Source organism: Kribbella sp. NBC_01245, assembly GCF_036226525.1.
Taxonomy (GTDB): Bacteria; Actinomycetota; Actinomycetes; order Propionibacteriales; family Kribbellaceae; genus Kribbella.
This window is the reverse complement of the sequence record NZ_CP108487.1, coordinates 2,973,691-2,999,901: the sequence shown is the minus strand read 5'-3', so window position 1 is coordinate 2,999,901 and position 26,211 is coordinate 2,973,691. Positions and strand designations below refer to the sequence as shown.

Genomic DNA, 26,211 nt, shown 5'->3' with positions numbered 1-26,211 from the left:
TACGCCGACGGTCAGCGCCAGTGCCGTAAGCGCGAACACACGCAGCAGCCTGGCCTCGCGTACGTCGCTCGCCTTGTTCAGGCCGGTGGCGTCGAACAGGAAGAGGTACGCGAGCGGCAGCACGAACGCGATGCCGTTCCCGATTCCGCTCAACAGGACGAGATCGACCAGCCCGGCCGGGTACGCGACGATGGTGCTGGCCAACGCGACCACCAGCAAAGGGACGAGGCGGATCCGCAGGCGCCCGCTGAGCGCAGCCAGTGCGGCACCGAGGAGCAGGACCGTAAGCGCGAGGTCGAGGGTGGCGACGGCCACCCAACCGGCGTGGGCGCCGTACTCCGACTCGCTGGGCAACGAGAACCCCCAGGGGAACCAGGGGTAGCGCGCCAAATCCCAGACCATCGCGGGCAGCCGGATCACTCCCCACAGACCGAAAGCGGCGAGGAACAAGGTGCCCGCGCCCCGATCGCCGGCCAACCAGCGCATCACCGCGCCAACGCACGCCAGCGCGATCACGAGGACCGTGGCCCAGGGCTGCATCCCGTCGACGTTGCGCGCGGCTGCCAGCGCCCAGTCACCGAGTCCCAACCGCGCAACAAAGGCCAAACCCTGGAAGGCGATCTCGGCAAGGGCCAAACCGCCCACGACGAGTGCAATCGCCAGCACCAGGTCGGCGCCTTCGCGTGGACCGGGGGAGCCCCGGCCCAGCCAGACCACGACCAGCACCCCGAGGGCAAAGGCCACCAACCACGAGACCCAGCCGTCGCCGCTGATGTCCGACCACACGTCGAGTCCACCGCCTGCCAGCCGGGGCAGAACGCCTGAGACGCCCAGCGCGATCCAGACCAGCTTCGCCGCTAGTAGGGAAGCGAGGAGAAGCCACAGCCCGGGCCGGTCGCGCCGCTTCCTAGCCCAACGCGAGACGAAGACACCTGCTGCGCCGACGGCGTCACGGGTGCCGCGGGCGGCCTCGATCGCCTGCCACAACGTCACGGCCAGACCGATGCCGGCAACACCAAAGCCTGTCATGACGACGCCGTTCGCCACGGCGGCCGCCACGGGCAGGCTTTCGGGGAACCGGTTGTCGATTGAACCCGAGAACTCGCTGCCCGCGATCAGCACCCCGAGGTAACCGACGGCGTACAGAACGAGTGGCAGAACCACCAAGTACGCCCAGGCCGTACGGCCTAGTCCGACCGCGAGGATGACTCCGACCACCGTTGCGAACCCCCCGAGCGCAAGCGCCAATACTCCGACCCAGAACGCGGCGGACGGCTCGTCGCGGTAGATCTCGCCTATGCCATGCAGGTTTCGAAGAGCTGTCGCCGGCGGGATCAGTCCCATCAGCCCACCGAGCACGGCCAGCACGACACGACGAGTTCGGGTCGACACTGCCGCCAGGCGCATCACCAGCACCTGGGTGACGGCGAAGCCGGCGAGGAGACCCAATACGAGCGCGGTAGGCCAGTCGTGGGTCACGAGCTCGACCGTCGCCGCGAGGTCGGGGGCTTGGTTGCCGCGTGCAACCTCGACCAACAGCAGAACGGCGAGAGCGATACCGACCAACCCCGCACCGAGAAGGAGGCGCCGGGACGTGCGTGGCAGCCCGTGGAGGTTCAGTCGCCGTTGGGCCAGCTCGTGACGAGCGGCGCTATTACGCCAGGCACGCCTGGCGCGCACGAGCCGCCGGGACGCGTTAGGCCGCACGGGTGGGGGCGCGGCGTCGGCTGGCACTACGCCAGTTAAGCGGCCCGCCCCTCACCCTGTCACGGACGCCGAGCCGGTAAGACTCAGCGACGTACGCCGTAGAGGTGGTCGAGGGCTAGCTGGTCCAGGTATTCGAACGCCATGCCGCGACGGCCGGCCTCGTCGGGATCGAAGTCCTCGGCGCGCAAGGTCGCGACCGTCTCGCCCGGGCCGAGGGTTGGCTTGGCCAGTTGGTCGAGGCGTGCGTCGAGCAGGGCTTGCTGGACGTCGGGATCGTTGCGGAAGGCCCGTACTTTCTCGCGCAGCACCAGATAGTTGCGCATGCAGGCCGCCGCCGATACCCAGACGCCGTCCATGTCCTCGGTACGCGGCGGCTTGAAGTCGAAGTGCCGCGGCCCGTCGTACCCGCCGTTCTCCAGTACGTCGACCGTCCAGAACGCGCCTCGCGCATTGCCGGCGCCGAACCGCAGGTCCTGGTCGAAGCGTGGTCCCGTCTGCCCGTTGAGGTCGGCGTGGAAGAGCTTGCCGTGCCACAACGCCTGCGCGAGTCCGTGCGCGTAGTTGAGGCCGGCCATCTCCTCGTGCCCCACCTCGGGATTGAGGCCGACCCGTTCGGAGTGCTCCAGCTCCTCGATGAACGCGAGCGCATGGCCGATCGTCGGCAAAAGGATGTCGCCGCGCGGTTCGTTCGGCTTCGGCTCGATCGCGAAGCGGATGTCGTACCCCTGCTCGATCGCGTACGAGCCGAGGACGTCGAACGCCTCCTTGTACCGATCGAGCGCCGCCCGGATGTCCTTCGCCGCACCCGACTCGGCGCCTTCCCGGCCACCCCACGCGACGAACGTCTCGGCGCCGAGTTCGGCCGCGAGGTCGAGCTGGTCGGCGGCCTTGCGAATCGCGAAACGCCGTACGTCGCGGTCGTTGTTGGTGAAACCGCCATCGCGGAAGACGGGATGCGAGAACAAGTTGGTCGTCACCATCGGCACCACGAGCCCGGTCTCGTCCAGCGCCACCCGGAAGGACTTCAGCCGGGCATCCCGCTCGGCGGCCGTACAACCGAAGGGGAACAGGTCATTGTCGTGGAAGGTGATGCCGTAGGCGCCAAGCTCACTCAACTTGTGAACGGCTTCGGCCGCGTCCAGCTCCGGCCGAACCGCGCCACCGAAGACGTCGACGCCTTGCCAGCCGACCGTCCACAAGCCGAAGGAGAACTTGTCCTCACAAGTAGGCGTGAATTCGGGCATAGGTGGGGCCTCATCTCTCTTAATAAAAGTCATCTGCTGAAGCCGGCGGTAAGACCGCTGAGCAGTTGGCGCCGCCCGAGCGCGTACAGGATCACGATCGGCAGTGTGGTGAGCACGACCGACGCGAGTACGGCGGGCACGTTGACGCTGTACTGGCCTTGGAAGGTCCACAGCGCGAGCGGAAGCGTCCGTTTGTCGGGGCTCTGCGTGAGGATCAACGGCAGCAGGAAGCCGTTCCAGACGCCGAGTCCGTTGTAGATGCTGACCGTCACGAGCGCCGGCCGGGTCAGCGGCAGGGCGAGGCCGATCAGCATGCCCCATTCGCTCGCGCCGTCGACGCGCATGGACTCGAAGAGTTCCTTCGGCACATCGCGGATGAAGTTCGTCAGCACCAGGATGGACAGCGGGATCGAGAACGCGATCGACGGCAGGATGATCGCGAGCAGGCTGTCGTACATGCGCATCCGGATGATCAGCAAGTAGACCGGGATGATCGTCGCCTGGAGCGGAATCGCCAACCCCATCAGGAAAAGCCCGTTGACGCCCGCCAGGAAACGGCTGCCGGCTCCGCGCACGATGGCGTACGCCGCCATGAAGGCGATCGCGACGGCGGGCAGGATCGTGCCGGCCGTGACGATCACGCTGTTGAGGAAGTACCGCGGGAAGTCGGACTCGATCACCAGGCTGTAGTTCGCCATCGTCGGCTCCGACGGCAACGCGAACGGGTTCTGGGTGAAGTACGCGCTCTGGTCCTTGAAGCTCGTGACGACGATCCAGTACAGCGGGATCAGCACGATCACCAGCCAAAGCCAGCCCGCGGCGCCTCCGAACCAGTTCAGCTGGAGGAGTCGCCGGACCCGGGACCTGCCGCCCTGCACGCCCTGAGTGGTCACGGTCACCACGGCCATCTCAGGCTCCTTCCTGTTGGCTGGCCGTCGTGCTGCCGCCGAGTCTGCGCAGCAACAACGCCAAGGCCAGTCCGAGCAGCACGAGCAGTACGGCGATGACGCTGGCCGGGCCCATCAGGTTCGCCTGGAATCCGCGCTTGTACATGTCGAGCGCCAGCACTCGGGTGGCATCGCCGGGCCCGCCTGCGGTCAGCACGAAGATCAGGTCGAAGAAGGTCAGTGAGCCGACGACCATCAACGTGGACGAGGTGATGATCGTGTACTTCAGCTGCGGCACGGTGATGCTGAAGAACTGGCGGATCCGGCCGGCGCCATCGATCGACGCCGCCTCGTACATGGTGGTCGGGATCTGCCGCACTCCGCCTTGATAGATGAGCGAGTGGAACGGAATGAACTGCCACGACACGACGAAGATGACCACGCCGAGAGCGAGATTGCCCTTCCCGAGCCAATCCTGGGTCAGGAACTCCAGGTGCAGACCGGGACCGAGTCCGAAGTTGGGATCGAGGAGCGCCTTGTAGGTAATGGCGATCGCGGCCGAGCTGAGCAACAGCGGGATGAAGTAGAGAACGGCCAGCAGCGCGCGGTATCGCTGGCGGCCGGCGAGGAAGACCCCGAGCAAAAGGCTCATCGGGGTCTGCACGATCCACGAAAGGATCATCACCTCGAACGTCACCAGGACCGTGTGCGGCAACGCCGGATCGCTGAGCACCGAACGCCAGTTGGACAGGCCGGCCGTGCTGATCGGACCAAGGCCGTCCCACTGGGCGAAGCTCAGGAACAGTACGCCGAACAGCGGAACAACGCCGAACACCACGAAGATCGCCAAGGCCGGGATCGCCATCCAGGCGACTGGGCCGCTCCGCCCGGCGCGGGAGGAGGCGGCGGGCGGAGCGGCCGTCGTCACTTGCCGATCACCGCGTTCAGGTTGTCCGCGAACTGCTGCGGCGATACCGACAGCTGGAACAGCTTGGCGATGTTGTCGAGCAGGGTCTCTGCGGCGGTCGGGCTGAGCGCCTGGTCCCAGGACTGGGCGAAGTTCTTCGCTTTGCTCGACGTGTCGTACACGAAGCTGAGCCAGGCGGCGTCATTCGTGTCCGCGACGGCCTTGAGCTTGGCCTCGGTGCCCTTGACCACCGGCACGCTGCCGGACGCGATCCAGGCATCGACCGAGGCGGCATCGAGCGTCGCCGTGGAGAGGAACTTCTTGGCCACGTCCTTCTCCTGCTGGCTCGCCTTCGAGGAGATGGAGAGGTACTGCCCGGGGTTGCCGACCGTGTCGCTCGGGTCGCCCTTACCGCCGTCGACGGGCGGGAAGTTCATGTAGCCGAGGTGGCCGTCCTTGACGAAGTTGCCGCCATCGGCCTTCATGCCGCCGTACGTCCACGCGCCGTGCAGCATCATCGCGGCCTTGCCGGTGTAGAGCAGGGCCTGGTCGGCATTCGAGTCGGCGGTGATCGAGGAGAAGCCCTTGACGAAGCCGTTCGCCTTGATCAGCTTCTGCATCTCCTCGAGTGCCTTCAGCGCGGACGGGTCGGACCACGCGTCCGGCTTGCCGTCGAAGATGTTCTGGAAGACCTCGCTGCCGCCGATGCGGTCGAAGAGGAACTCCAGCCACATCATGCTGGTCCAGCGCGACTGCCCGCCGAGCGAGAACGGCGCGATGCCCTTCTCGTTGAACTTCGGCACCAGATCCATGATGTCGCCCCACGATTGCGGCGGCTGGGCACCGATCCGGTCGAAGACGCTCTTGTTCCAGTAGAGAACGATCGGCGTCGTCGTCTCGACCGGCATCGCGTAGATCTTGCCGTTGACAGTGGCCGCGCCGAAGGCCGACGGGAAGATCTGGTCTTTGAGCGCGGTGTTCTGGCCGAACCAGTCGGTGAGGTCCTCTACCTGGCCCGCGTCGACGTAACTCTTCAGGCCGCCGCCGCCCCAACCCCAGATCAGCGTCGGCCCCTGGCCCGCGCCGATCGCCGTCTTGATCTTCTGCTTGTACGCGTCGTTCTGGAACTCGGTGAACTTGATCTGGGTATCGGCGTTCGCGTCGTTGAACCGCTTGACCTGGGCCTCACGGATGGCCTGCTGAGGCTGGCCGGTCAGGAACCAGTACGACGCTCCGCCGCCGCCCGCGCCGGTGGAGGAGCCGCCCGAGGTCTTCGGGCCGGAAGTGCCGCAGGCGGCGAGCCCGGCGGCAATGGCACCACCGGCGGTGAAGCGAATGAACGTGCGGCGGGAAGTGGTCAGCCGGGAAGTGGTCAGTCGGGATGTGGCCTTGGGATCCACCGTGATCTCCGTACTCCGTGGCCGTGGACCACTCCACGGCGTGTGGGTTGTCAGGTGCGAGGCCGCCGGCGCGACCTGAGCCGCCCCCTGCCGACTGCTCCACGAGGTAGCGGAAGCACCTGCGGGTTAAAAGTATGTTTCGTAACGTAGGTTTCGCCCGGACCGCTGTCAAGATCTTGTTCTCACGGCTTTCGTGAGCCACAGTGGCAGCGCAGATTCGCTTATCCACCGGGGAAACACGCCGGATCCCATCGCTCGCAGACATCGGCAGCAACGGCTCCCGAATCTTCGAAACTTTTCGATACTTTATGATCCCGGCATTCGATGAACAGGGAGACTTTCGTGACGAGCTCAACCTCAGCGGGCGATCGTCCGTGGCAGCAGACCGACCTGCCGGCCGAGAAGCGGGCCGAACTCCTGCTGCAGGCGATGACGCTCGCGGAGAAGGTGGCGCAGCTCGGCAGCCGCTGGGTGGGCAACGACATGGCCGGCAACGACCAGCCCACCGAGGAGCAGATCAACGTCGCTCCGATGCAGGACGTCTTCGCGGCCGGCGGCTCCCTGTCCCTCGAGGAGGCGAGCCGCGACGGGCTCGGCCACCTCACCCGGGTCTGGGGCAGCGTGCCGCTCACGATCGAGGAGGGCGTGGCCGAGCTGGTTCGCCAGCACCACGTCGTACTCGACAGCTCCCGCCTCGGCGTCCCCGCCTTGGTCCATGAGGAATGCCTGACCGGCTTCACGACGTACGGCGCGACCGTCTACCCGACCGCTCTCGCGTGGGGCGCCACCTTCGACCCCGAACTGGTGCAGCGGATGGCGGCCGCGATCGGGCGCGACATGGCCGCAGTCGGCGTACACCAAGGTCTTTCGCCCGTGCTCGACGTCGTACGGGACTACCGCTGGGGGCGGGTGGAGGAGACGATCGGCGAAGACCCTTACCTGGTGGCGATGCTCGGCTCGGCGTACGTGCGTGGCCTGCAAAGCGCGGGCGTGATCGCGACGCTGAAGCACTTCGCGGGCTATTCCGCGTCCCGGGCCGCGCGCAACCACGGGCCCGTTTCGATGGGACGTCGCGAGTTGCTCGACGTCATCCTGCCGACGTTCGAGACCGCGATCGCGACAGCCGGGGCGGGCTCGGTGATGACGTCGTACTCGGATATCGACGGCGTCCCGGCCGGCGCGGATCCGTGGCTGTTCACGAAGGTGCTGCGCGAGGAGTGGGGATTCACGGGCACGGTTGTTTCGGACTACTGGGCGGTGCCGTTCCTCGCGACCATGCATCGCGTCGCGTCCGACGTACACGCTGCGGGCGCCTTGGCGCTTACCGCCGGCACGGACGTCGAACTCCCGGACACGATTGGGTTCGGCCGGGGTCTGGTCGAACTGGTCGAGTCGGGTCAGCTGTCGGAGGACCTGGTCGATCGCGCGGCCGGGCGCCTTCTCCTGCAGAAGGCGCAGCTCGGTCTGCTCGACCCAGACTGGACGCCGGAAGGTTCGGTACGTCAGGAAGCGGTCGACCTCGACTCCCCGGCTAGCCGCGACCTCGCTCGCGAAATGGCCGAGCGCTCGATCGTTCTTCTCGATGCCGGTACGGCGCTGCCGCTTCTCGGCGAAGGTCGTCCGGCACTTCGACGGGTTGCAGTGGTCGGGCCGTGCGCAGGCGATCCGCGGACGTTGATGGGCTGCTACGCGTTCCCGAACCACGTGCTGCCGCGATACCCCGATCGCGCGCTCGGACTGGAGGTGCGGAGCCCGTTCGACGCGTTGCAGCAGGAGCTCGAGGACGTCGAACTCGTCTACGAGCCGGGGTGCGCGGTTCTCGGCGATGACCGATCTGGCCTCGCCGCGGCCGTGGAGACTGCGCGTGGTGCCGATTTGTGCGTCGCGTACGTCGGCGACTTGTCCGGGCTGTTCGGACACGGCTCGTCGGGGGAGGGCTGCGATGCCGAAGACCTGCGCCTTCCCGGCGTACAGGCTGAATTGCTCGCCGAACTCTTGGACTCCGGTACGCCGGTCGTCGTGGTGGTCGTCTCCGGTCGGCCGTACGCGCTGGGCGAGATCGCGGATCGCGCGGCTGGTCTGGTGCAAGCGTTCATCCCTGGTCAGGAGGGTGGCGCCGCGATCGCGGGCGTGCTCAGTGGGCGGGTTGTGCCCGGGGGAAAGCTGCCGGTGCAAATCCCGCGGCACGCTGGCGGACAGCCCGGCACATACCTGCAGCCGGCGCTCGGGAGCGTCGAGAGTGCCGGTATCAGTGGGCTGGAGGCGTCGCCGTTGTTCGCGTTCGGCTTCGGGGCGTCGTACACCAGCTTTGAGGTGGACGACTTGCGGATCAGTGCCGACGAGGTGCCGACCGATGGCGAGTTCACGGTGGCGGTCCGGGTTCGCAACACCGGGGCCCGCGCGGGTGACGAAGTGGTCCAGCTCTATCTGCACGACCTCGTCGCGCAGGTCGCCCGGCCGCTGAAGCTGCTGATCGGCTTCGCGCGGGTGTCGCTGGAGCCGGGCGCCGCGATGGACGTCACCTTCCGCGTGCACACGGACCGTACGGCGTACACCGGGCCGGAGCTGACCCGAATCGTCGAGCCGGGCGACATCGAACTGCTGGTCGGTACGTCGTCCGCGGACCTGCCGTGTCGCGGTAACGTGCGGCTGACGGGAGATGTGCGGCAGGTGGGGCACGATCGTACGATGGTGACCCCTGTTGACCTGACGCCGATCGCCGGTGCCCCAGGGGCCGGGGGAGGAGCGTGACCAGGTGCCGTCCGTGAGAGGCCGCGTCACCCTGGCCACTGTCGCGAGCACCGCAGGTGTTTCCGTCGCGACCGTCTCCAAGGTGCTCAACGGACGGAGCGACGTCTCGCCGTCGACGCGCGAGCGGGTGCAGGAGGTGCTGCGCCAGCACGAGTACGTCGGACGCAGGCCGGAGCCGGTCGAACGGGCGACGGTCGAGCTCTTCTTCCAAGGCGTCGTCAACAGCTACTCGATCGAGGTCATCCAGGGCGTGCTCGAGGCGGGCCGGGCGGCCGAGGTCGACGTCGTACTGAGCGCGCGACCCCATCGGCACCAGGCGCGGACTGCCGGACGCGCGGCGCAGTGGATCCGGGAGCTGACCGCGACCGGCCGCCGGGCCGCGATCGGCATCACCAGCGACCTCACCGCTGCCGACCTGGCCGCCCTCTCGCGGGCACGCCTGCCGCTCGTCGTGGTCGACCCGCTCAACGTCGCCCAACCGGATATCACGAGCGTCGGTTCCACGAACTTCGCGGGCGGGATGGCGGCCACGCAATACCTACTGTCATTGGGTCATCGGCGAATCGCCTACCTCGGTGGACCGCCGACGTCCGGCTGCAACCAGGCGCGGATGAACGGCTTCCGCGGCGCGATGGAGGCGGCCGGCGCGCCCGTGCCCAAGGAGTACGTCTGGCTGCGCGAGTTCCTGTACGACGACGGGCTCGCGGGTGGCGCGGCTCTGCTCGATCTGCCCGAGCCGCCTACCGCGATCTTCGCCGGGAGCGACGAGGTTGCGCTCGGCGCGATGGAGGCGGCTCGCGCGCGAGGATTGCGCGTTCCGGAGGACGTCAGCGTGGTCGGCTTCGACGACACCCAGGTAGCACGCCTCGCCTCACCCCAGCTAACGACCGTCCGGCAGCCCCTCCAGGAAATGGGCGCCGTCGCCCTACGCACCGCCCTCCAACTAGCAGCCGGCGAAAAAGTCGACTCCCACCACGTCGAACTAGCCACCCGTCTCATCGTCCGCGACTCCGCCACCGTCCCTAGCTCCTCCTGATTGCTTCCAGAACCTGCTCCGGGACGGCGTCGGATGAAAACCGCGGAAATGCGAAGAAGAAGGGTTTTCCTTCGCTCTGGAGCCGTGACCATTGACCGGCAAAGTCGTTGACAGGTCAGATTCATCGCCCGAATCGCGTCCGCGTCCCTGCGCGGACGACCTGTGAGGAGTTCGGCAATGCGTAAATCGCCCATCTTGAGAGCAGTGGCCCTGGTGGCCGCTGGTGCAACAGTCATCGCCGGTTTGGGGGTCGCAGCCGGTGCCCAGGCCGTCACCCCCGTTCCCGGTAGCCCGCCTGAGGTGGTCTCCGATGTCCGGGAGACGGCTGACGTGCTGGTGCGGCCGACGTCCGATCAGGTCGCGGCGGTCGCCGCCGTGCTGGCGGATGCGGGCCAAGGCGCCCGGGTTGCCTGGGATGCTCGCTATGGCACGCCCAGGACACTGCGACCCGGAGTCGGCGGAGCGCTGTCAGGTCCGAGGGCCGGTTCGGCGGTCGAGGTCGCCAAGGCCTGGCTCGCCGACAACCGGGCGATGCTCGGCCTCAGTGCCGCCGACATCGCCGCGATGGTTGTCCGCCGCAACCACCTGCTACCCGGCACGGGGACTCGGGTGGTCAATCTGACCCAGGTGTTCGGCGGAGTCGTGGCCGCGCGCGGGGGCTCGGTCGGTATCGCCGTGGCGTCCGACGGCCGAGTGCTCAACTACACCGGTTCTACCAGCAGGAGTAATGCCCTGAGCGGCTCCTTCGCACTGTCTCCGCTGGACGCCGTGACGAAGGTGGCCGGAGTTCTGGCCCCAGGAGCGAAATACACCCCATCGCTCACCGGCGCGACCTTGGCCGGCTACCAGCTCGTTGCCCGCGGCCCCTTCGCCGCTGACTCCTACATTCGCAAGGCCACGTTCGGGACCGCGAACGGCGGTCGGGCGGCGTACCAGGTGCTCTTCATCAAAGCCCAGAACGAGGCGTACGACGTCCTGGTGGACGCCGGATCCGGCGAGGTGCTCTACCGGCGCAGCCTGGTCCAGCACGAGGGACCGCTCGAACCGGAGGGAACCGTCTATCGCAACTACCCGGGCGCGCCCGGCGGTGGATCTCCCGAGGTGGTGTCCTTCGGCCGTACGGCGGAGTCCCCGAATGGCTGGGTCGACGTGCTCGGCCTGACCGGCACCGGCATCACCACCTTTGGCAACAACGCCAACTCGCACGCGAACTGGTCCAACTTCATCGGTCCGGTCGACCCGGGCCCGCGACCGGTCAATCCGCTCGGCAAGTTCAACTACGCCTTCACGGACGAGTGGGGCCGGCAGCAGTGCGCCGTCCCGTCGTACGCCGGTGACGTGGACCCGTCGGCGACGAACCTCTTCTACCACCACAACCGGATCCACGACGAGTTCTACGATCTGGGGTTCACCGAGAGCGCGGGCAACTTCCAGATCAACAACTTCGCCAAGGGCGGTCTCGGTGGCGACGCGATCCAGGGCCTCGTGCAGGCCGGGGCGGTCAGCGGTGGCGCACCGACGTACACCGGGCGCGACAACGCCTACATGCTGACGCTGCCGGACGGCATCCCACCGTGGAGTGGCATGTTCTTGTGGGAGCCGATCAACGACGCGTTCGAGGGTAAGTGCCGCGATGGCGACTTCGACGCCGGTGTGATCGAGCACGAGTACGCACACGGCCTGTCCAACCGGTACGTCGGCACCGAGGACGGGGCCCTCGGTGGGCATCAGTCCGGCTCGATGGGTGAAGGCTGGGGCGACTGGTACGGCCTGAACTACCTGCACCGCGAGGGATTGCAGACCACCTCGGAGCTGGGTGCCTACGCGACCGGTAACACCTACCGCGCGATCCGGAACTGGCCGTACGACGAGAATCCGACGACCTTCGCGGACATCGGCTATGACCTGACCGGTCCCGAGGTGCACGCCGACGGCGAGATCTGGACGGCGACACTGTGGCAGCTGCGCAAGGCACTCGTCGCCAAGTACGGCCAGGCGCTCGGTTCGGAGATCGCCGCCCGTGGCGTCACGGACGCCATGCCGCTGTCGCCGAACGACCCGTCGATGCTGGATGTGCGCGACGCGATGGTGGTCGCGCTCGACAACCGCTACCACTCGCGTCCCGACGCTGGTGAGCTGATCGACCTCGCCTACACCGCCTTCGCTCAGCGGGGGATGGGCCTGTCGGCGCGGAACCGGACCTCCACCGACGACCCGACCGGCGCGAACGACATCGATCCGGTGCCGGGCTTCGATCACCGCAACCCGGCGCTGAACGGCCGGCTCACCGGCACGGTGCTGAACGCGTCGACCGGTAAGCCGGTCCCCAACGCCAAGATCATTCTCGGCGTTTTCGAGGCCAAGGTGAGCCCGGCCGCGACGACTGGGCCCACCGGTGCGTTCGCGATCCCGGTCGCCGCCGGCCGGTACCCGGTCACGATCCAGGCACCCGGTTTCGGTGCCCAGACGTTCATGGGCTTCCAGGTCGCGGCGGGCGGTACGACGTCCAGGCAATTCAAGCTGGCGCCGAACCTCGCCTCGATCGCGAACGGTGCCGCCATCGTGTCGACGACCAACCCCGACGGGGCGAAGGCGCTGATCGACGACACCGAGGGCACCACGTTCTCGGCCGCACGGGGGACCGGGAACGCGGTGGTGAAACTGGCCAAACCCGCAGCCATCTCGGCCGTACAGGTGTCGGCGTACACCTCATCGCGGTTCGAAGCGTTGAAGTCATTCACGCTGCAGACCAGCAACGACGGTACGAACTGGACGACCGTATCGGGTGCTTTCGGGCCGAACGCGTTCTCGTATCAGGCGCCCCGGCCGGTGGTGCCGGACGTGCACTACAAGACGTTCACGTTGGCCAAGCCGGTGACCGCGACGTACCTGCGGTTCTGGACCGACGAGCCGATGGGCGATACGAAGACCAACGTGCAGGTCGGCGATCTGCAGGTCTTCTCCGGCACGGTCAAGCAGGTCGAACCGCTGCCGCCGTCGCCCCCTGACGCTCCAGTGGTCGAGAACTTCACTCTGGCCGCCGGTGATCCGGCGAACGTGGAGGACCCCGGCGTGACGGGCACGGAGTTCGTTCAGACCTGCAAGGCTCCGCCGGCCTCGCAGAACGTTGACGGTCATGTGACGACGCTGACCGGCGAATCCGGCGACGGCGCCCACGCGATCGCGGTGAAGGGTGCGGGCGTCGGTGTCTGGGACCTGGACGTCTACTTCTACAGCTCGTCGTGCCAGTTACTGGGCCAGGTAGCGACTGAGGCGGCCGACGAGACCGGTGTCATCCCGTCGAACGCCAAGTACGTCGTGACGCATCTGTTCCTGGGTGCGGCCGTACCGGTGACACTCACGATCACCGACACCCAGTAGGTCGCGGCTGTTTGAACCGGGTCGGCTGGGGCGGTGGCTCAGCCGACCCGGTTCTTGCGCGCCTGCGATCATGGTGGAGTGCTGAAACTCCGTCGTACCCCTGTGCCCTCCGAGCTCACTGCCGCGGTCAAGCGGGCCGCCGAGGCGGACGGCGCGGGCAAGGACAGCATCCTGTCCGCAATCCAGCTCACCGACGGCCGCTGGCTGGCCGGCGGCCGCTCCGCCGTCTACCTCCCGCTTGGTGCCCCTGATGCCGCTGATGCGTTTGGGGTACGACGAGTTGGCTGGGAGCAGATCGAGCGGGCGGAATGGGACTCTGAGCAGTCCGTCCTGCACGTCTGGGAGACGACCGCTTTCGGTACGCCGCTGGTGGGTACGCACCTTCCGGTCGAAGACTTGGGCAAGTTCGGCCAGCTGCTCCGCGAACGGGTCAGCGCGAGCATCGTCATCCAGCGCCACTACCCGATCACCGGCAAGAAGGGCCTCCGCGTCGTCGGCCGCCGCAACCCGGCTGATACGTCCGCCGAAGTGGCCTGGAATTTCGTTCTGGACAAGGGAATCGAGCCCACTCGGCCGGGATTGCTCGAAGCCGCCGAGGACGCTCTCAAGGGCCTCCGCGACGAGCTCGGACTCTGAGGTGTAACTGATGCCGAAGGCACCTGCGTCCGCCCGCAGACCCCTCCGCGAAACCCGATTTTGAGGGGCGGCCCCGGCCTGTTAACCTAATCCAGCCTTCGGGAAACCGGCAGGCAACAGCGCGATCCCGCGTAGCTCAATTGGCAGAGCAGCCGGCTGTTAACCGGCAGGTTACTGGTTCGAGTCCAGTCGCGGGAGCAACAGAAGCACAATCCAGAGGCCGGTCCCTTCGGGGCACCGGCCTTTGCCATACCCCGCCTTAGGTTTAACCAAGATGGTTGCGGCGAGTGTCACTCGGTTCGAGTGGGACGTTCTTGGTGGGGCGGGTGGGACTCGAACCCACGACCCAGGGATTATGAGTCCCCTGCTCTAACCGGCTGAGCTACCGCCCCGGAACGTCTCTGGTGAGGACGTTTCGCCGGAGATCGTATCCGGTCGGTGGTTGGATGTGGCGCCGCAGGGGGCTGAGGCGGGTCGTCGGAACCTTCTGGAGGGCAGCCGATGGAATCAGGGGGTGGTCAGGGTTGCGCCTGGGCGTGAAGTGGGGTGCGAGGCGGGATGATGGGGGTAGGTCTATCGAAGGGGACAGCGATGTTCTGGTTCATCCTGATCGTGCTCATTGTCGGTGGCGTCGCTGCGTGGAAGTTCCGGGTGCCGTTGCTGGCGAAATTGACCGGGCAGCCGCAGCACCGGATTCAGCGGGCAATCGACAAGCGCAAGGAAGGCCGCTGACCCTGAGCTGACAGGCCGGCCCCGTCGTGCAGACGAGGTCGGCCCGCTGGCGGTCTGGCTGGGTCGGCCCGGCGAGAGACGGCGCGGTCGGCCCAACCCAGCTCAGCCGCGTCGTAGCGGTGTCTGGACAGCGCCTACGAGCGGCGGTCTCATTGAGATGGGGAACAGCGACTCAACACATTCCAACTCTCCACAGTTCCAGCGGAACCTCGGCATCCATTAGCGGAGCGGAGACTCAGGCTATGACTCGACTACTCTCGAAGCCTGTTGTCTACATCCTGCCTAGCCTTGCCGGCATCACGCTGACTATGGCGGCTTGCACCGATGAGTCACGGTCCAGAACGCCGGCACCCACGGTGACTGTCACGTCTGCGAACACACCCGGCTCCACGACTCCTGGATCGCCTGAGCCAACCCCGCAGACGAAGCTGCCAACATCCAAGCCGAGCGCCTCGTCTGACACGGCCTGCGAGGCCGTGGATCGGGCGGCCCTGGACGCGTGTCGCGACTATCTTGAGCGGGCCGTTCCGGCCCGGGCGAGATACTACGAGAACCTGCGCAACCCAGACGCCGCAGTAGCCCAAGCGGCCTACCAGACCTTCACCAACTGGTACACCGGCCAGGCCCGTAGCCAAACCATAAACGGCGTGGCCGAGTGGGTTGGTGATCTAAGCGGCAAGCTCAAGGTCAGCCACCAGGTACATGTCACCGGCGGCCAAGGCGCAGCCAGCGCCGCTGCCGCCGAACTCCGCACCGTAGAAACGTGGAAAGCAGCACTTGCGGATGGCAGCATCCAACGCACGATCGAGGAGAAGCAGACACACACCATCACCCTCGTCCGCTTCAACCGCTGGGCAGTCAGCCGCATCGATTGATCCGCTCGCTCGTCGGCATGTCGATGTACGCCGCTTGGCCTTCGCGGCGGCGCCTGCGGTCCGTTCGATGGAGCTCGGCTGCCTTCTCGTCGCACGCGGCCTTTCATCGAATGCTGACCGGTAAGCGAGCGACGGGTTGCGGCCGCACATCAAGCCTGCCCAAAGCCTTCGCCGAATCCCTCGGAGCTGGGCTGCCCGCCGACTAGGGTGGGCGCCGCCCGATTCGAGGAGGACCACAAAGTGACGGGAAGACGCCCGGCCGCACTGATCGGGGCGCTGGTCGTACTGGCCGCTCTGCTCCACCCCGCGCCGGCGGTCGCAGCCGGGAGTGGCGACATCACGGCCGACCTCCTGGCCGGCCGGAACGTCACCCTGACCGGTGACGCCGTGGTGAACGTGCCCGAAGGGACCACGACGTACGACGGGGTGATCACCGGCGAAGGAACGTTGCGGATCGCCGGCAGTGGCACCCTGATCCTGACCAAGGACAGCGACTTCTCGTTGCCCAAGGCAAGACAACGGCAGGCGGTCCGGATCCTCGGCGGCAACCACCCGTATGTCGTGGTCACGCGCCCCGATCCGCCGGCGGTCATCGTCGATCGGGGCGCGACCCTGCAGTACGGCAACGGTGGTGGCACCGGGCTGATCGGCAGATTCCCCTACAACACGCCCGGCTACCAGCTCAACCAGGACAACATCGAGGTCAACGGCACCCTGCGGTTGTCGCTCACCCGGTCCTTCAACCTCGGCACGATCAGCGGCTCCGGGCTGATCAGCCAGCCGCGGTTCCTCTGGGGCACCCTAGATCTGGCCGGTACCAATCCGTTCTCGGGCGTGATCGACAACGGCACCGGGGCGGCCGCCGGCAAACCGGAGACCACGGTCGCGCTGCCGAACGCCCGGGCCATCCTCAACCAGGGCACCTGGACGATCGACACCCCGCTGCACCAGACCGTCACGATCCGGCAGAACTTCTACCAGCGCGAGTACGGCAGCGACATCAACGTCCAGTCCCGCCCAGGCGGCAAGGTGATCCTCACCGGCCAGTACAGCTACTCGGACCGGGGCGGCACCACGGACCCATCGCTGAGCGACCGGGCGATCAACTGGCGGAAGATCCCGCACGACCTGAACAAGCGCGGCACCAACATCAAGGGCGCCGACGTCCAGTGGGGCGACGGCAGCACGAACAAGATCTTCATGCCGGGCACCGCGGATACCGTCTACATCAACCTGCTGGCCGCACGGTTCCGCTCCAAACTCACCTTCGCCTACAACGGCCCGGTCACGCTCGGCGCCCCGATCGGCGGCGGCGTGTTCCACGACACCCTGAAGTCGCCGGGCGCCGGGGACGTCGTGATCAAGTCCGTCCGCGGCAACGACGTGACGTTCGCCGCCGACCAGTACTACGACGGCTCGACCACGATCGAGAAGGGCGCGACCCTGCGCCTCGGAACTGGCCGGCCTGGCGGCGACGGCAGCCTGTTGACGAAGGCCGCGCTGTTCCGGATCGTCAACGACGGCTCGATGGTGGTGCGCAATACAGGCAAAGCGATCACGCTGTCGAAGATCAGCGGCACCGGTTCACTCACCCAGGCCGGCGCAGCGACCACTCGCCTCGCCGGGGCGCAGACCTACACCGGCAAGACCGCGATCTCGCGCGGAGTCCTGGCGCTCACCGGCGGCAGCCTGAAATCCAGCAGCGCCGTGATGCTCACCAAGTCCGGCGCGAAGCTGGACCTGACCAAGACCGGCAACCAGACCCTCCGCGACGTCAGCCAGGCCTCCGGCACGACTGTCCTGTACGGCGATCGCGCCACGCTCACCTTGAGCCGTCAGTCCAAGCTCTCCGGCACCTTCCAGGGCGGCCGACTCCTCAACATCGGCACCGCCGGCGGGACGTTCACCGTCGAGGGCGATTTCGAGCAGACCCCCGAGGGCCGGCTGTCCACCCGCTCGACCGGTACGCCGCTCCGCGTGACCGGCAAGGTATCGCTGGCCGGGAAGCTCGAGCTCACCCCACCGGCCCAGGTCACCAAGGAAGTCCCGCTCATTGCCAACGACGGCGCCGACCCGGTCGCCGGCGCGTTCACCAACCTCCCCGAAGGTGCCCGGGTCGCGGGGTACCAGATCACCTACAAGGGCGGCGACGGCAACGACGTCACGCTGAAACCTGTGAAGGCGAAGGCGGCCCTCGACAAGCCCACCGAGCACAACACGCCCCCGGCAACCACCACGCCTACTGCCACCGGCTCCTCCCTCTGGCTCCCGGCCACCCTCGCCGCCGCGGCCATCGCGCTCCTCGCCCTCGTTCTGATCGTCGTCCACCGTCGACGCACCTGATCCGGACTGCCCTGTCCTCCGGTGCCCCGCAGTTGGGGTGCCTACAGTCAGGAATTGCCAGAGGTCAGGGGGCGGTCATGAAGTTGAACAGGTCAGTCCGAGTCGCGGTCGCCGTCATGATGCTCGCTGGTACGGCGGCGCCGAGTCAGGCCCGGGAGCCGGGCAACGAGTGGTCGGACGAACTCAGCGAACTGTTCGGCATCAGCATCACCTCCGCGCTGCAGTGGACACGCAGAGCCAGTCGCGACTGGAACGCCTATGTCGCGGCCACGATCACCGACCGCAGAACTCGCAGCACCACCGCCGCTGCTGACGTCTCTGAGGCGAGAGGTCTCGCCCAGTAGGGTTCCACCGGTACTGCGAGGCGCGGGCTCGCAGTGCCTGTCCGCGCCGGCCACCCAGTTTCCTGGTCGGCCGGCGGGAGCAGTTGCTCGACCTCCTCGATCGCGGCGAGCAGTCGCCCTGGTGGCTCGAGGACGAACTGGACTTCCCCGCGCTGTGTCAGAGGTCTCAGGTGTAGGGGTTGTCCCGGCCCGCGCTGGTCACACACTTCAGGTTGCCGCTCGAGTTGTAGACGCACACCCTCACGCTCACCGATTTGATTCGCCAGCCGTCGCTGAGGCCGAGCCCGTACGTCCCGAAGTTGGTGCCGTCGGAGCCGCAGCCGTTGGTGTCCGAGTAGTACGGGGGGATGGTCGTACGCTTTCCGTCGGTGTCGAGCACGACCAGGACGGCCCGCACCGGGCGGCCGTCACCGGGACAGATGTCGCGCACTGTGAGGTTCCGCACCGTGATATTTGACTCGCGTCGATGATGCCCCTGGCGCGTGCGACGGTGGCAGAGAACCGGGTCCAGGCTGAGTTCCTGCCGCCGGCGCTGCAGCAGGTGGCGCCGGCACGGATCCTCGGCCAGCTCGAGGACGAGCTGCCGCGACGCCAACGGCAGGAGGAAGACGGACGCGTCATCTGCCACGGCGACCTCTGCCTGCCGAATATCCTCATCGACCCCGACACCATGCGTGTGGCTGGACTGATCGACCTAGGCCGCCTCGGCGTCGCGGACCCGTACGCCGACCTTGCGCTGCTACTGGCCAATGCCCGCGAGACGTGGCCTGACGAGGTCACCGCTCGCGCGGCTGATCGCGAGTTCAGCGAGCTGTACGGGATCGACCTAGACGCGGAGAGGCAGCGCTTCTATCTTCTGCTCGACCCGTTGACCTGGCCGGGCTGACGCCAGGAGCGGAGGGGCATGGCGCTGTTCGCTCGTCCGCGGACCGGGCAGCACGTTGCGACTCCGGGTGTCGCGTTGCTCAGGTGTAGATGGTCTTCGTCGACGAACAGCTCTTGTAACCGGTGCGCGTGTTCGTATTGCACACGTAGATGTCGATCCGGCTTCCAGTCACCGGGAGGGGTCCACGGGTGACTGCGCCTCCGTGGCAGCTGCTGTCCGAGTGCGTGCGCCAGACGCCAGCGATCTTGTAGTGCAGCACCGTCCCTCGCCCGTCACAGCTCTTGTCGTTGGCGATCAGGGTGTAGTGGTGCCCGCTTGCCGCGACGGCCACCTGCCCAAACGCCCCGCCGTCCGGCGAGGTCACCGAAATCGTGGCGGCGTGCGCTGGAGTTGCCACCAACAACCCGCTCAGCATCGCTGCGACTCCTACCAGTGCCCCCAGTGCACGTGCCTTCATTAGTCCTCCGAGAGAGACGTCTCGAGCTGGCTTGCGCCCACCCGCTGGATTTGTCGCGACAGTACGAGTTGTCGCCGACGTTTCTCTGCCCGTACCGCACCCGTACCGCGAGCCGCAGCGATTCCAAGATTGGCTGTAGCACCAGCTGGTGCTCGGAAGAGTTCAGTCAACTAGCCGGGTCGAGCTGGTCAGGACCGGCACCGACGCCCGGTTGTGGTCACGCCGGGGCACGAACCTCACCACGCGATTCCCGCTCCTGGCTGCTGCGGCCGTACGGCAGCTGCCCGAAGGGCTGGTGCTCGACGGCGAGCTGGTCGTGTACATGGACGGCCTGCCTGACTTCGGGGCGCTACAAAGCCGCGAGACCGCCCGGCGGCCCGCGTCGTACATGGTGTTCGACCTCCTCGCGGTCGGCGACGTGGATATCCGCTCCATGCCGTGGGACCGGCGAAGGCAGCGACTCGAAACCCTCGCCCAGACCTGGGCAGCACCGCTGGAGCTGTGCCCGGTCACCTTCAACCTGGAGGAGGCCCGGGAGTGGTTCGAGGTCCTGGGCGAGATCGGCGTCGAGGGCCTGGTCGTGAAAGGACGGCGCACCCGCTACCTCCCCGGGCACCCGTCCGGGTGGCTGAAAGTCCGTTCGTAGGGGTCGTCGGTGTCCGGTCGTCCAGTCGCATCTATCCGGCCTGGTTACCGGGTAGTCCAGCCGGTGGCGGCGTGAGCGACAGGTGTCGCGAACACGCCGGTATACGGTCAGTCGAGGTCTTTTCAATCGACTCGTTGTGCGGGCACCATTCCGAGATCGAGCAGGCAAGCATGCGGACTAATGCATGGTTGCTGCCTGACGTCGCGGCCATCTGAGCGACCTCCACGCCATGGCTAGAAGGACGATCCGGGCGATGCCGATCAGCCATGGCAGCGGCAGGGCGAAGCCAAACCAGAAGGAAGCCTCGACGGGCAGGAGGATCACGCCGACGACGGCCCCGACCTTGGAGCCAGTCCGCACCAGCCAGGCAGCCCAGGCAGCGCCAAGGGTCACGACGACGAAGGTGCCCAGAAGCAGGACGAGGGTGCCGGTCTGGACCCGCTGTGCCCAGGGGCCGCCGTACATTTCGAAGACATCGAGAAAGGACGGCAGCTTCTCGTTCTGGATGAGGTAGCCCGCGATGGGGATGGCTGGACTCCCGAACGCCGCGACGTAGATCCACGTCAGCACCGCATAAGTGCGCGCGCTGGTCCCACTGCGCTCAACTGGCGGCCTGTGCCGAACCAGGCCACCCCACCGCATCAAGGCCAGTCCAAGCAGCGCGAACAGCAGCAGCCACGCGGAAACTGCCCAGCCGGCTGCTTCGTGACTGAAGACCAGTGTGGGAAGCACTGGAACGAACAGCCACAGACCGAGGATGGCTGGAAGCCAACTCCTCCAACCCTGCCATTCCCCGCCCCGGGCCACATCGAGGCCGACCGCCAGCAAAGCGACGCCGAGGAGAACCGTGTAGCCGCTGTAGATCACACCGAAGGCGGAGGGCGTCGCGTCCAGCGACGATCCCGGCACCGACACGGCCACACCTTCTGCGACCGTGAGTCCAGCCATCACGGCCACCGCGCCGTACAGGCCGACCTGAGTGCGGCGGCTGCGGGGTACCGCACCGCTCCACCACAGGGCGAGCAGCCCGAAGATGAGGCCGACCCGGCTGAGAGCGAGAAGCATCTGCAGAGCCGTAAACTCCGGCAGAGCCTGCGGGTAGCCGAACGGATCGGCCCCCACAGCCCAGCTGACCGATGCGAGGTAGCCGCTGAGGCCAGCCCCAAGGAGACTAGCGGCGAAGCACACCGCGCCGAACGTGCGGATTCCGCCGGTACCGTGCGAGGCCATCGCCGCTTCGGTCATAACGCCTCCTGACGAACGACCAAATTATCGCCTCGGCTCCGGAACGTGGCTACGGCGCACTGATGACCAGGCACCCACCAGCGGCCAGCTCCGCATCTCCAGGTGGGTGTTGCGCACGGGCTGCCGAACAGCCGCAACGCGACAGTCCACGACACCTCTGAAGACCCCAACGAAAGGTTCGCCATCGGGCGACTCTCGAGGTGATCGTGGGCGCGGTGACCGGCTCACTGGCCCGGCCCGAGGCCGTGATCGCCGGCCGCTACCGGGGCAAGGAGCTTGAGGTTGTCGGCCGCACTTTGCCACTCAAGGACCATCAGGCCGCCGAGCTTCTCGCGCTGCTGAAACCGGCCGGCCCGACGCAGCCGAAGCAACTGCCCGGAAGCCACGATCGTGACCTAGTTCGACCATGGAAGGCAGATCGCTGGACCCTGGAACCCCCTCGGGTTAGGGGGCGCATGCTGAAGGCGTGCGACGGAGCGATGTAGCGCTGGGCGGCCACTGACCAGAATCCTTTTGCGGAGCTGCTCAGGTCGGCGAGGTTTTACTTTGTGATCGCTTAGGTGGGTGTTCGCGTGTATGTCCGGCCTGAAGTCTTGAACTGTTGCAGCGGAGCCATCAGACATGGGACATCGGCGGGGCTGTCCTCGGGGAACGCGTGGATGCTGAGGGTCCGGTCGAGACGGGGCTCTCCGAGCTTGATGCGGATCGTGGCTGAGTCCTCGTCGGTGGTCGTGAATTCCCCTGTTTGGAATCCATTGACCGTCATTGCCCATCGGCACGTTCCCCCGGCACCTGAGCCGAAGATGCCGACGACTTCACGAGCCAGAGGATGGAGTGAGATCGCTTCCAGTGTGACGTCGTGCTTGATGAGGAATGCATCCTTGTAACTCGTTCCGTCGATTGTCACCTGTCTCGTGAGCGCTGCACGGGGCGAGAACTCGGCAAGGTTCCTGGGCCAGCCGCTCACGATCAGGCGCTCGAAGAACAGCTCCTTGCTCGAGGGCATCCGTCCCTCCCAGGTGCGCCGATCAAAAGCGACGCGTGGTTCTTCGATGACCAGCTTTTGTCTGCGTGTCGCGCGCTCCGGCGGCTCAGCTGTTTCGGTGGCCTGTCGCGAGTCGAGTCGATCTACAACCAGGAATGCTGCCGTGGGGCCGGCGAGGGTGGCGATTACCATGGCCAAGATGGTGGCCTTGCGTGCTTGTGGGCGCGAGGGACCCGAGCGTGGGGGCCGGCCAGCGTGGTCTAGGAGCCGCACCGAACTTGTAGAGCGGTGACTGGGGGCCTATGAGTGCCGATACCGACGACAGCTGCTCGGCGTTGCCGAGCCAAGCGCTGGGCCCTCCCGCTCTCCGGTTACTGGGGCGGGGCGATGACGACCTCGCCGGGCGAGCCATCATCGCCAACGACTCGGTGGTGGGTGGTTCCGGGCGGCTCGCCCTTGCTGTCCGGCGGATGGAGGGGCACGGTCACAGGGTTACCGTCGGCGTCGACCACTGGATTCCCGTGCTTGTCCATGAGTGGCAGCTCGTCTCCGGGCACGAAAAATGGAGGCGGGGGCTCCTGATTTGAGGTCACTCTCACTACCTCCATCTGCTTGCCGTCCTGGGCGTGACTGAGGGCGGCCGCCGCCGGCGTAGAAGCCGCTGCGATCGATACGACGGTTGCTATAACGATGCGCCTACTCACCCTGCGAGTGTGCGCGATGCCAGTCAGTGATGTCTATGTCCCAGCACCACGCACACTTGACACCGGATGAGGCTAGCGGAATTCGACGGTGATTTGCTCTCCGGGGCGATCTGGCCGATTCCGGACAGGCGGGCAGCGGCCGGCCTCGCTCGCGAATGCAGAAAATCGGCGAGTTGTTGCGGTGAATATCGCCTTTGACGGGCACGGCCGGGGCCACGAAGTAAATCGTTGGATTGCGCGGCTTGCAGCACAGCGATCTTTACCAAAGTCGCCGAACTCGACCATACGTGGGCGGGCGCAAATAATGGTGTTACCTTTTCGCCGCCAGGTGTGATCGACGATTACCGCTCGTTCTTTTGTTGAAGGGGAATGTATTGTGGCGAAGATTTTGATGATCCTGAGCGCGGCTGCCACGGTCAGGCTGATTGATGGCAGCGACCATCCGACCGGGTTCTGGGCCGAGGAGGTCGCCGCGTCGCACCGGGTGCTGAGCGAGGCCGGGTTCGAGGTGGATATCGCCACGCCTGGTGGTGCGCGGCCGACGGTGGATCCGGCCAGTCTCGATGAGCGCGGTGGTGTCGCGGAAGCGGACGCCGCCGACTTCCGCCGCTACCTCGACTCGATCGAGGACAGCCTGGCCGCACCGCTGCCGGTGGCAAAGGTGTCCCTTGACGACTACGACGCCGTCTACATCCCGGGTGGGCACGCGCCGATGACCGATCTGGCGATCGACGCTGAGGTGGGACGGTTGCTGGCCGACGCCGCCGCCCGTGACCTGCCGATCGCCGCGTTGTGCCATGGCCTGGCCGCGTTGCTCAGCGCGACACGTCCCGACGGGACTTTCGCGTTCGCCGGCAAACGTCTGACCTCGTTCAGCGACGAGGAGGAGCTCCAGGGCGGACTCGGTGAAGCAACGCCGTACTTTGTGGAAGCGCGGTTGCGTCGGCTGGGCGCGTTGCCTGAGCCCGGCCCGCCATGGTCGAGCACCGTCGTCGTCGACGGCACCCTGATCACCGGGCAGAATTCGCAATCCAGCGTGGAAACCGCACAGCGTCTACTCGCCATGCTGGGCGATGAGCGCTGACGCGGCCGGTTCGTCGTCGGGCCTGCCGGGGCAGGGGCGAGGTGTGACCTTGGTGATCACCTGGGAGGTTGAAGACGGCAAGGAAGAACAGTTCGAGCAGCTGACCCATGAGATCGCTGCGTACGCCCGGACGTTCTGTGGTCATGACGGTGTGACCTGGTTACATCCGCAGGAAAGCGGCGGCATCTATCACAGCGTCCTGCGATTCACGAGCGAACAACGGCTGCAGGAATGGATGCGCCTGCCGCAACGACTGGAATGGCTGACGAAGGTCCACAAAATTGCCCGTGAGCTGTCCGAAGCGCCGCCGCAGATCACCGGCACGGAGACGTGGTTCAGCCTTCCTGAGCACCGGGTGTTGCCACCGCCCAAATGGAAGACGACGCTGGTGACGGTGTTGGGCGCATTTCCAGTTTCTCTCGTCCTCAATTGGTTGATCACCCCTAATGTGGTCACCTGGCCGTTGCCGGTACGAGCTGCGCTATTCCCCACTCTGCTGGCTCCGATCCTCACCTTTCTGATCATGCCGCGCTTGAGCCGCGCCTTCCGCCGGTGGCTCTATCCCCAGCACGCGTGGTCCTGAGCAGCGAGGCCTTCGCGTTCTCAGGGGTCAGGCGAGTTTGCGCAGGGAGCGGGCGTAGTGGTGGGCGGCTTGGGTCTGGGCGACACGGGTCACGGGGCCGCCGAGGCGGGCATACCAGGTGGCTGGGCGGCTGTAGGCGAGCAGTGTGAACCAGGTGCCGTCGGGCTCGCGGGTGACGACGAAGGCTTCCTCGCCCGCCTCGGGATGACCGTCGAGAGTCCCGTAGGCGAAACCGATCCGATCGGCCTCGTTGGCGACCCAGACCACCTTGCAGGGAACGGGAATGACCGCCAGTCGACCGAGCGTCATCGTGCCGATCTCGGCCCGGGCGGTCGTGGCCTGCATCCTGATCCCGGCGGCGCGGTGCATGTCGAACCGCATCACCGCCTCGGCCAACCGTTCGAAGGCCACCGCGTCGCCGACTCGCTCCCGGATCTGCAACCGGTGATACCCGGTCGGCGTTTTCGCTTCGTCCGTCGTACTGCCCACACAGTCGTAGTTGAACCGTCGATCCGCGAGGTCGTCGAGCTTCATGCGTCCACCTTGTCCGGGGCGAGCCTGTCTGGGGTGAGTCGTCGGAGGGCGAGCAGGCCGCACAGGGCGAAGCCGAGGGCGTTCGCGACGCCGTGGGTGGCGGCCATCCACTCGATCGGCAGGTACGGCGTGTCCACCACATGGCCGAGGGCCCACGAAAGCGCGAGGACCATCGTGGCCGCGAGTACCCCGCCGGACGTCGCGAGCAACACCCGGGTCACCTGGTCGGCGCCCGCGCGCAGCCGCAGCAGGCACCACCCGACGAGCCACATCCCCGCGGTGAGGATGACGGCGCCGACGAGCTCGAGCCAGTCGCCGACGAAGAACCCGAGCAGGACGACGAGAGTGCCGACGGGAACCGAGTACGACGCGAGGTCCGCCGCCTGGCCCGGAACGGCCCCGGCCACCAGGAACGCGACCAGCGCCGCGGCGAATCCCGCGAAGTGGAAATGCGCCACGGTCAACGACAGCACCGACAGCTTGAACCCGAACAAGGGGTACGACGCACGCTCGGCGACCAGCGCGAGGGCCGCGACCGCCGGCGTCCCGAAGGCCGTCGCCATCGCCACGGCCTTGCCGGCGCGGCCTTCCCGCAGGACCCGCCGAGCGGCGAACAGGCCGACGATCGCGAGAACTCCGGTGCCGGCGAAGTAGATCGAGGCCAGGGTGATCGAGACCGGTCCGCGCGGAAGCCAGAGGGCCAGCACCCCCGGCACGGCCGCCACCCACCACCACCTGCGGAGCGTCGTACCGCTCGAAACGAGATGTAGACCCAGCGGAAGGATGACGAGCATGCCCAGACTGACGACGGCGTGAACGATGACGATCACCTGCGCCACCTCCT

General features: G+C 66.9%; 24 protein-coding genes, 2 tRNA genes and 1 pseudogene. 14 read left to right on the top strand and 13 right to left on the bottom strand.

The genetic code is table 11. The annotated features are described in order from the left end of the window. Positions 1 to 1,669: 1,669 nt before the first annotated feature. A pseudogene (locus OG394_RS40065) lies at positions 1,670 to 1,729 on the top strand (hypothetical protein); the annotation flags it as partial. Positions 1,730 to 1,790: 61 nt separating this feature from the next. On the opposite strand, the gene xylA reads toward OG394_RS40065, so the two are convergent. Genes xylA through OG394_RS13140 form a run of 4 tightly spaced genes read right to left on the bottom strand, consistent with a single transcriptional unit; the run spans position 1,791 to position 6,145 of the window. Continuing rightward, a complete protein-coding gene (gene xylA, locus OG394_RS13155; protein ID WP_328995570.1) occupies positions 1,791 to 2,951 on the bottom strand; it encodes a xylose isomerase in 1,161 nt (386 codons plus the stop codon). A gap of 29 nt (positions 2,952 to 2,980) precedes the next feature. Further along, on the bottom strand, positions 2,981 to 3,859 hold the full coding sequence (locus tag OG394_RS13150; protein ID WP_328995569.1) for a carbohydrate ABC transporter permease: 879 nt from the start codon (positions 3,857 to 3,859) through the stop codon (positions 2,981 to 2,983). A gap of 1 nt (position 3,860) precedes the next feature. After that, entirely contained in the window at positions 3,861 to 4,766 is a 906-nt protein-coding gene (locus tag OG394_RS13145; protein ID WP_328995568.1) for a carbohydrate ABC transporter permease, read from the bottom strand. Then, positions 4,763 to 6,145 carry an extracellular solute-binding protein gene (locus OG394_RS13140; RefSeq protein WP_328995567.1) on the bottom strand — a complete coding sequence of 461 codons (1,383 nt, stop codon included), beginning with the start codon at positions 6,143 to 6,145 and terminating at the stop codon, positions 4,763 to 4,765. Before OG394_RS13140 ends, OG394_RS13145 begins: the two co-directional genes overlap by 4 nt. Before the next feature lie 342 nt (positions 6,146 to 6,487). Here OG394_RS13140 and OG394_RS13135 point away from each other — a divergent pair, with 342 nt between their 5' ends. The 5 genes from OG394_RS13135 to OG394_RS13115 all read left to right on the top strand — a co-directional run bounded on the left by OG394_RS13135 (position 6,488) and on the right by OG394_RS13115 (position 14,147). Further along, positions 6,488 to 8,896, top strand: a complete 2,409-nt coding sequence (locus OG394_RS13135; protein WP_328995566.1) for a glycoside hydrolase family 3 N-terminal domain-containing protein — start codon at positions 6,488 to 6,490, stop codon at positions 8,894 to 8,896. A 13-nt stretch (positions 8,897 to 8,909) separates the two neighbouring features. Then, positions 8,910 to 9,932 carry a LacI family DNA-binding transcriptional regulator gene (locus OG394_RS13130; RefSeq protein WP_328995565.1) on the top strand — a complete coding sequence of 341 codons (1,023 nt, stop codon included), beginning with the start codon at positions 8,910 to 8,912 and terminating at the stop codon, positions 9,930 to 9,932. A gap of 177 nt (positions 9,933 to 10,109) precedes the next feature. Then, the gene (locus tag OG394_RS13125; RefSeq protein WP_328995564.1) at positions 10,110 to 13,313 is read left to right on the top strand and encodes a M36 family metallopeptidase; all 3,204 of its coding nucleotides are present in this window, start codon (positions 10,110 to 10,112) and stop codon (positions 13,311 to 13,313) included. Between the two features lie 33 nt (positions 13,314 to 13,346). After that, positions 13,347 to 13,949, top strand: coding sequence for a hypothetical protein (locus tag OG394_RS13120; protein WP_328995563.1), 603 nt, complete (start codon positions 13,347 to 13,349; stop codon positions 13,947 to 13,949). A 125-nt stretch (positions 13,950 to 14,074) separates the two neighbouring features. Then, a tRNA-Asn gene (locus OG394_RS13115) sits at positions 14,075 to 14,147 on the top strand. Positions 14,148 to 14,264: 117 nt separating this feature from the next. On the opposite strand, the gene OG394_RS13110 is transcribed toward OG394_RS13115, so the two are convergent. Further along, positions 14,265 to 14,341: transfer RNA gene (locus tag OG394_RS13110), tRNA-Ile, on the bottom strand. A 199-nt stretch (positions 14,342 to 14,540) separates the two neighbouring features. Between OG394_RS13110 and OG394_RS13105 the strand changes: the two genes are divergently transcribed. The 4 genes from OG394_RS13105 (at position 14,541) to OG394_RS13090 (ending at position 18,243) form a co-directional block, all read left to right on the top strand. After that, the gene (locus tag OG394_RS13105) at positions 14,541 to 14,681 is read left to right on the top strand and encodes a hypothetical protein (protein ID WP_328995562.1); all 141 of its coding nucleotides are present in this window, start codon (positions 14,541 to 14,543) and stop codon (positions 14,679 to 14,681) included. A 242-nt stretch (positions 14,682 to 14,923) separates the two neighbouring features. Next, positions 14,924 to 15,556, top strand: coding sequence for a hypothetical protein (locus OG394_RS13100; RefSeq protein WP_328995561.1), 633 nt, complete (start codon positions 14,924 to 14,926; stop codon positions 15,554 to 15,556). Between the two features lie 240 nt (positions 15,557 to 15,796). Further along, positions 15,797 to 17,899, top strand: a complete 2,103-nt coding sequence (locus OG394_RS13095) for a hypothetical protein (protein WP_328995560.1) — start codon at positions 15,797 to 15,799, stop codon at positions 17,897 to 17,899. A gap of 77 nt (positions 17,900 to 17,976) precedes the next feature. Beyond that, a complete protein-coding gene (locus OG394_RS13090; protein WP_328995558.1) occupies positions 17,977 to 18,243 on the top strand; it encodes a hypothetical protein in 267 nt (88 codons plus the stop codon). Positions 18,244 to 18,409: 166 nt separating this feature from the next. On the opposite strand, the gene OG394_RS13085 is transcribed toward OG394_RS13090, so the two are convergent. After that, the gene (locus OG394_RS13085) at positions 18,410 to 18,688 is read right to left on the bottom strand and encodes a hypothetical protein (RefSeq protein WP_328995556.1); all 279 of its coding nucleotides are present in this window, start codon (positions 18,686 to 18,688) and stop codon (positions 18,410 to 18,412) included. Positions 18,689 to 18,709: 21 nt separating this feature from the next. Here OG394_RS13085 and OG394_RS13080 point away from each other — a divergent pair, with 21 nt between their 5' ends. Beyond that, complete coding sequence (locus OG394_RS13080; RefSeq protein ID WP_328995555.1) at positions 18,710 to 19,129, top strand: phosphotransferase; 420 nt, start codon at positions 18,710 to 18,712, stop codon at positions 19,127 to 19,129. 79 nt (positions 19,130 to 19,208) lie between these two features. Here OG394_RS13080 and OG394_RS13075 read toward each other — a convergent pair whose 3' ends face one another. After that, positions 19,209 to 19,544 (bottom strand): hypothetical protein, encoded by a 336-nt coding sequence (locus OG394_RS13075; protein ID WP_328995554.1) that lies wholly within the window; start codon positions 19,542 to 19,544, stop codon positions 19,209 to 19,211. A 190-nt stretch (positions 19,545 to 19,734) separates the two neighbouring features. On the opposite strand from OG394_RS13075, the gene OG394_RS13070 reads away from it, so the two are divergent. Then, positions 19,735 to 20,232, top strand: coding sequence for an ATP-dependent DNA ligase (locus OG394_RS13070; RefSeq protein WP_328995553.1), 498 nt, complete (start codon positions 19,735 to 19,737; stop codon positions 20,230 to 20,232). Positions 20,233 to 20,409: 177 nt separating this feature from the next. Here the strand turns inward: OG394_RS13070 and OG394_RS13065 are convergent, their stop codons facing one another. The 4 genes from OG394_RS13065 to OG394_RS13050 form a co-directional block, all read right to left on the bottom strand. Further along, complete coding sequence (locus tag OG394_RS13065) at positions 20,410 to 21,477, bottom strand: hypothetical protein (protein WP_328995551.1); 1,068 nt, start codon at positions 21,475 to 21,477, stop codon at positions 20,410 to 20,412. Positions 21,478 to 21,701: 224 nt separating this feature from the next. Further along, positions 21,702 to 21,863, bottom strand: a complete 162-nt coding sequence (locus tag OG394_RS13060) for a hypothetical protein (RefSeq protein WP_328995550.1) — start codon at positions 21,861 to 21,863, stop codon at positions 21,702 to 21,704. Between the two features lie 170 nt (positions 21,864 to 22,033). Further along, positions 22,034 to 22,654 (bottom strand): hypothetical protein, encoded by a 621-nt coding sequence (locus OG394_RS13055; RefSeq protein WP_328995549.1) that lies wholly within the window; start codon positions 22,652 to 22,654, stop codon positions 22,034 to 22,036. A gap of 179 nt (positions 22,655 to 22,833) precedes the next feature. Next, on the bottom strand, positions 22,834 to 23,166 hold the full coding sequence (locus tag OG394_RS13050; RefSeq protein WP_328995548.1) for a hypothetical protein: 333 nt from the start codon (positions 23,164 to 23,166) through the stop codon (positions 22,834 to 22,836). 376 nt (positions 23,167 to 23,542) lie between these two features. Between OG394_RS13050 and OG394_RS13045 the strand changes: the two genes are divergently transcribed. Both OG394_RS13045 and OG394_RS13040 read left to right on the top strand, forming a co-directional pair. Beyond that, on the top strand, positions 23,543 to 24,250 hold the full coding sequence (locus OG394_RS13045; RefSeq protein ID WP_328995547.1) for a type 1 glutamine amidotransferase domain-containing protein: 708 nt from the start codon (positions 23,543 to 23,545) through the stop codon (positions 24,248 to 24,250). A gap of 43 nt (positions 24,251 to 24,293) precedes the next feature. Then, positions 24,294 to 24,833 (top strand): antibiotic biosynthesis monooxygenase, encoded by a 540-nt coding sequence (locus OG394_RS13040; protein ID WP_328995546.1) that lies wholly within the window; start codon positions 24,294 to 24,296, stop codon positions 24,831 to 24,833. 27 nt (positions 24,834 to 24,860) lie between these two features. On the opposite strand, the gene OG394_RS13035 is transcribed toward OG394_RS13040, so the two are convergent. Both OG394_RS13035 and OG394_RS13030 read right to left on the bottom strand, forming a co-directional pair. Then, complete coding sequence (locus OG394_RS13035; protein WP_328995545.1) at positions 24,861 to 25,367, bottom strand: DUF1990 family protein; 507 nt, start codon at positions 25,365 to 25,367, stop codon at positions 24,861 to 24,863. Continuing rightward, entirely contained in the window at positions 25,364 to 26,197 is an 834-nt protein-coding gene (locus OG394_RS13030; protein ID WP_328995544.1) for a YndJ family protein, read from the bottom strand. The genes OG394_RS13035 and OG394_RS13030 overlap by 4 nt, the downstream gene beginning before the upstream one ends. Between the last annotated feature and the right edge of the window lie 14 nt (positions 26,198 to 26,211).

Coding starts and splice junctions, on each gene's coding strand:
- xylA (WP_328995570.1), bottom strand. CDS start 2,951: ATGCCCGAATTCACGCCTACTTGTGAGGACAAGTTCTCCTTCGGCTTG.
- OG394_RS13150 (WP_328995569.1), bottom strand. CDS start 3,859: ATGGCCGTGGTGACCGTGACCACTCAGGGCGTGCAGGGCGGCAGGTCC.
- OG394_RS13125 (WP_328995564.1), top strand. CDS start 10,110: ATGCGTAAATCGCCCATCTTGAGAGCAGTGGCCCTGGTGGCCGCTGGT.
- OG394_RS13105 (WP_328995562.1), top strand. CDS start 14,541: ATGTTCTGGTTCATCCTGATCGTGCTCATTGTCGGTGGCGTCGCTGCG.
- OG394_RS13100 (WP_328995561.1), top strand. CDS start 14,924: ATGACTCGACTACTCTCGAAGCCTGTTGTCTACATCCTGCCTAGCCTT.
- OG394_RS13090 (WP_328995558.1), top strand. CDS start 17,977: ATGAAGTTGAACAGGTCAGTCCGAGTCGCGGTCGCCGTCATGATGCTC.
- OG394_RS13080 (WP_328995555.1), top strand. CDS start 18,710: ATGATGCCCCTGGCGCGTGCGACGGTGGCAGAGAACCGGGTCCAGGCT.
- OG394_RS13075 (WP_328995554.1), bottom strand. CDS start 19,544: ATGCTGAGCGGGTTGTTGGTGGCAACTCCAGCGCACGCCGCCACGATT.
- OG394_RS13065 (WP_328995551.1), bottom strand. CDS start 21,477: ATGACCGAAGCGGCGATGGCCTCGCACGGTACCGGCGGAATCCGCACG.
- OG394_RS13055 (WP_328995549.1), bottom strand. CDS start 22,654: ATGGTAATCGCCACCCTCGCCGGCCCCACGGCAGCATTCCTGGTTGTA.
- OG394_RS13035 (WP_328995545.1), bottom strand. CDS start 25,367: ATGAAGCTCGACGACCTCGCGGATCGACGGTTCAACTACGACTGTGTG.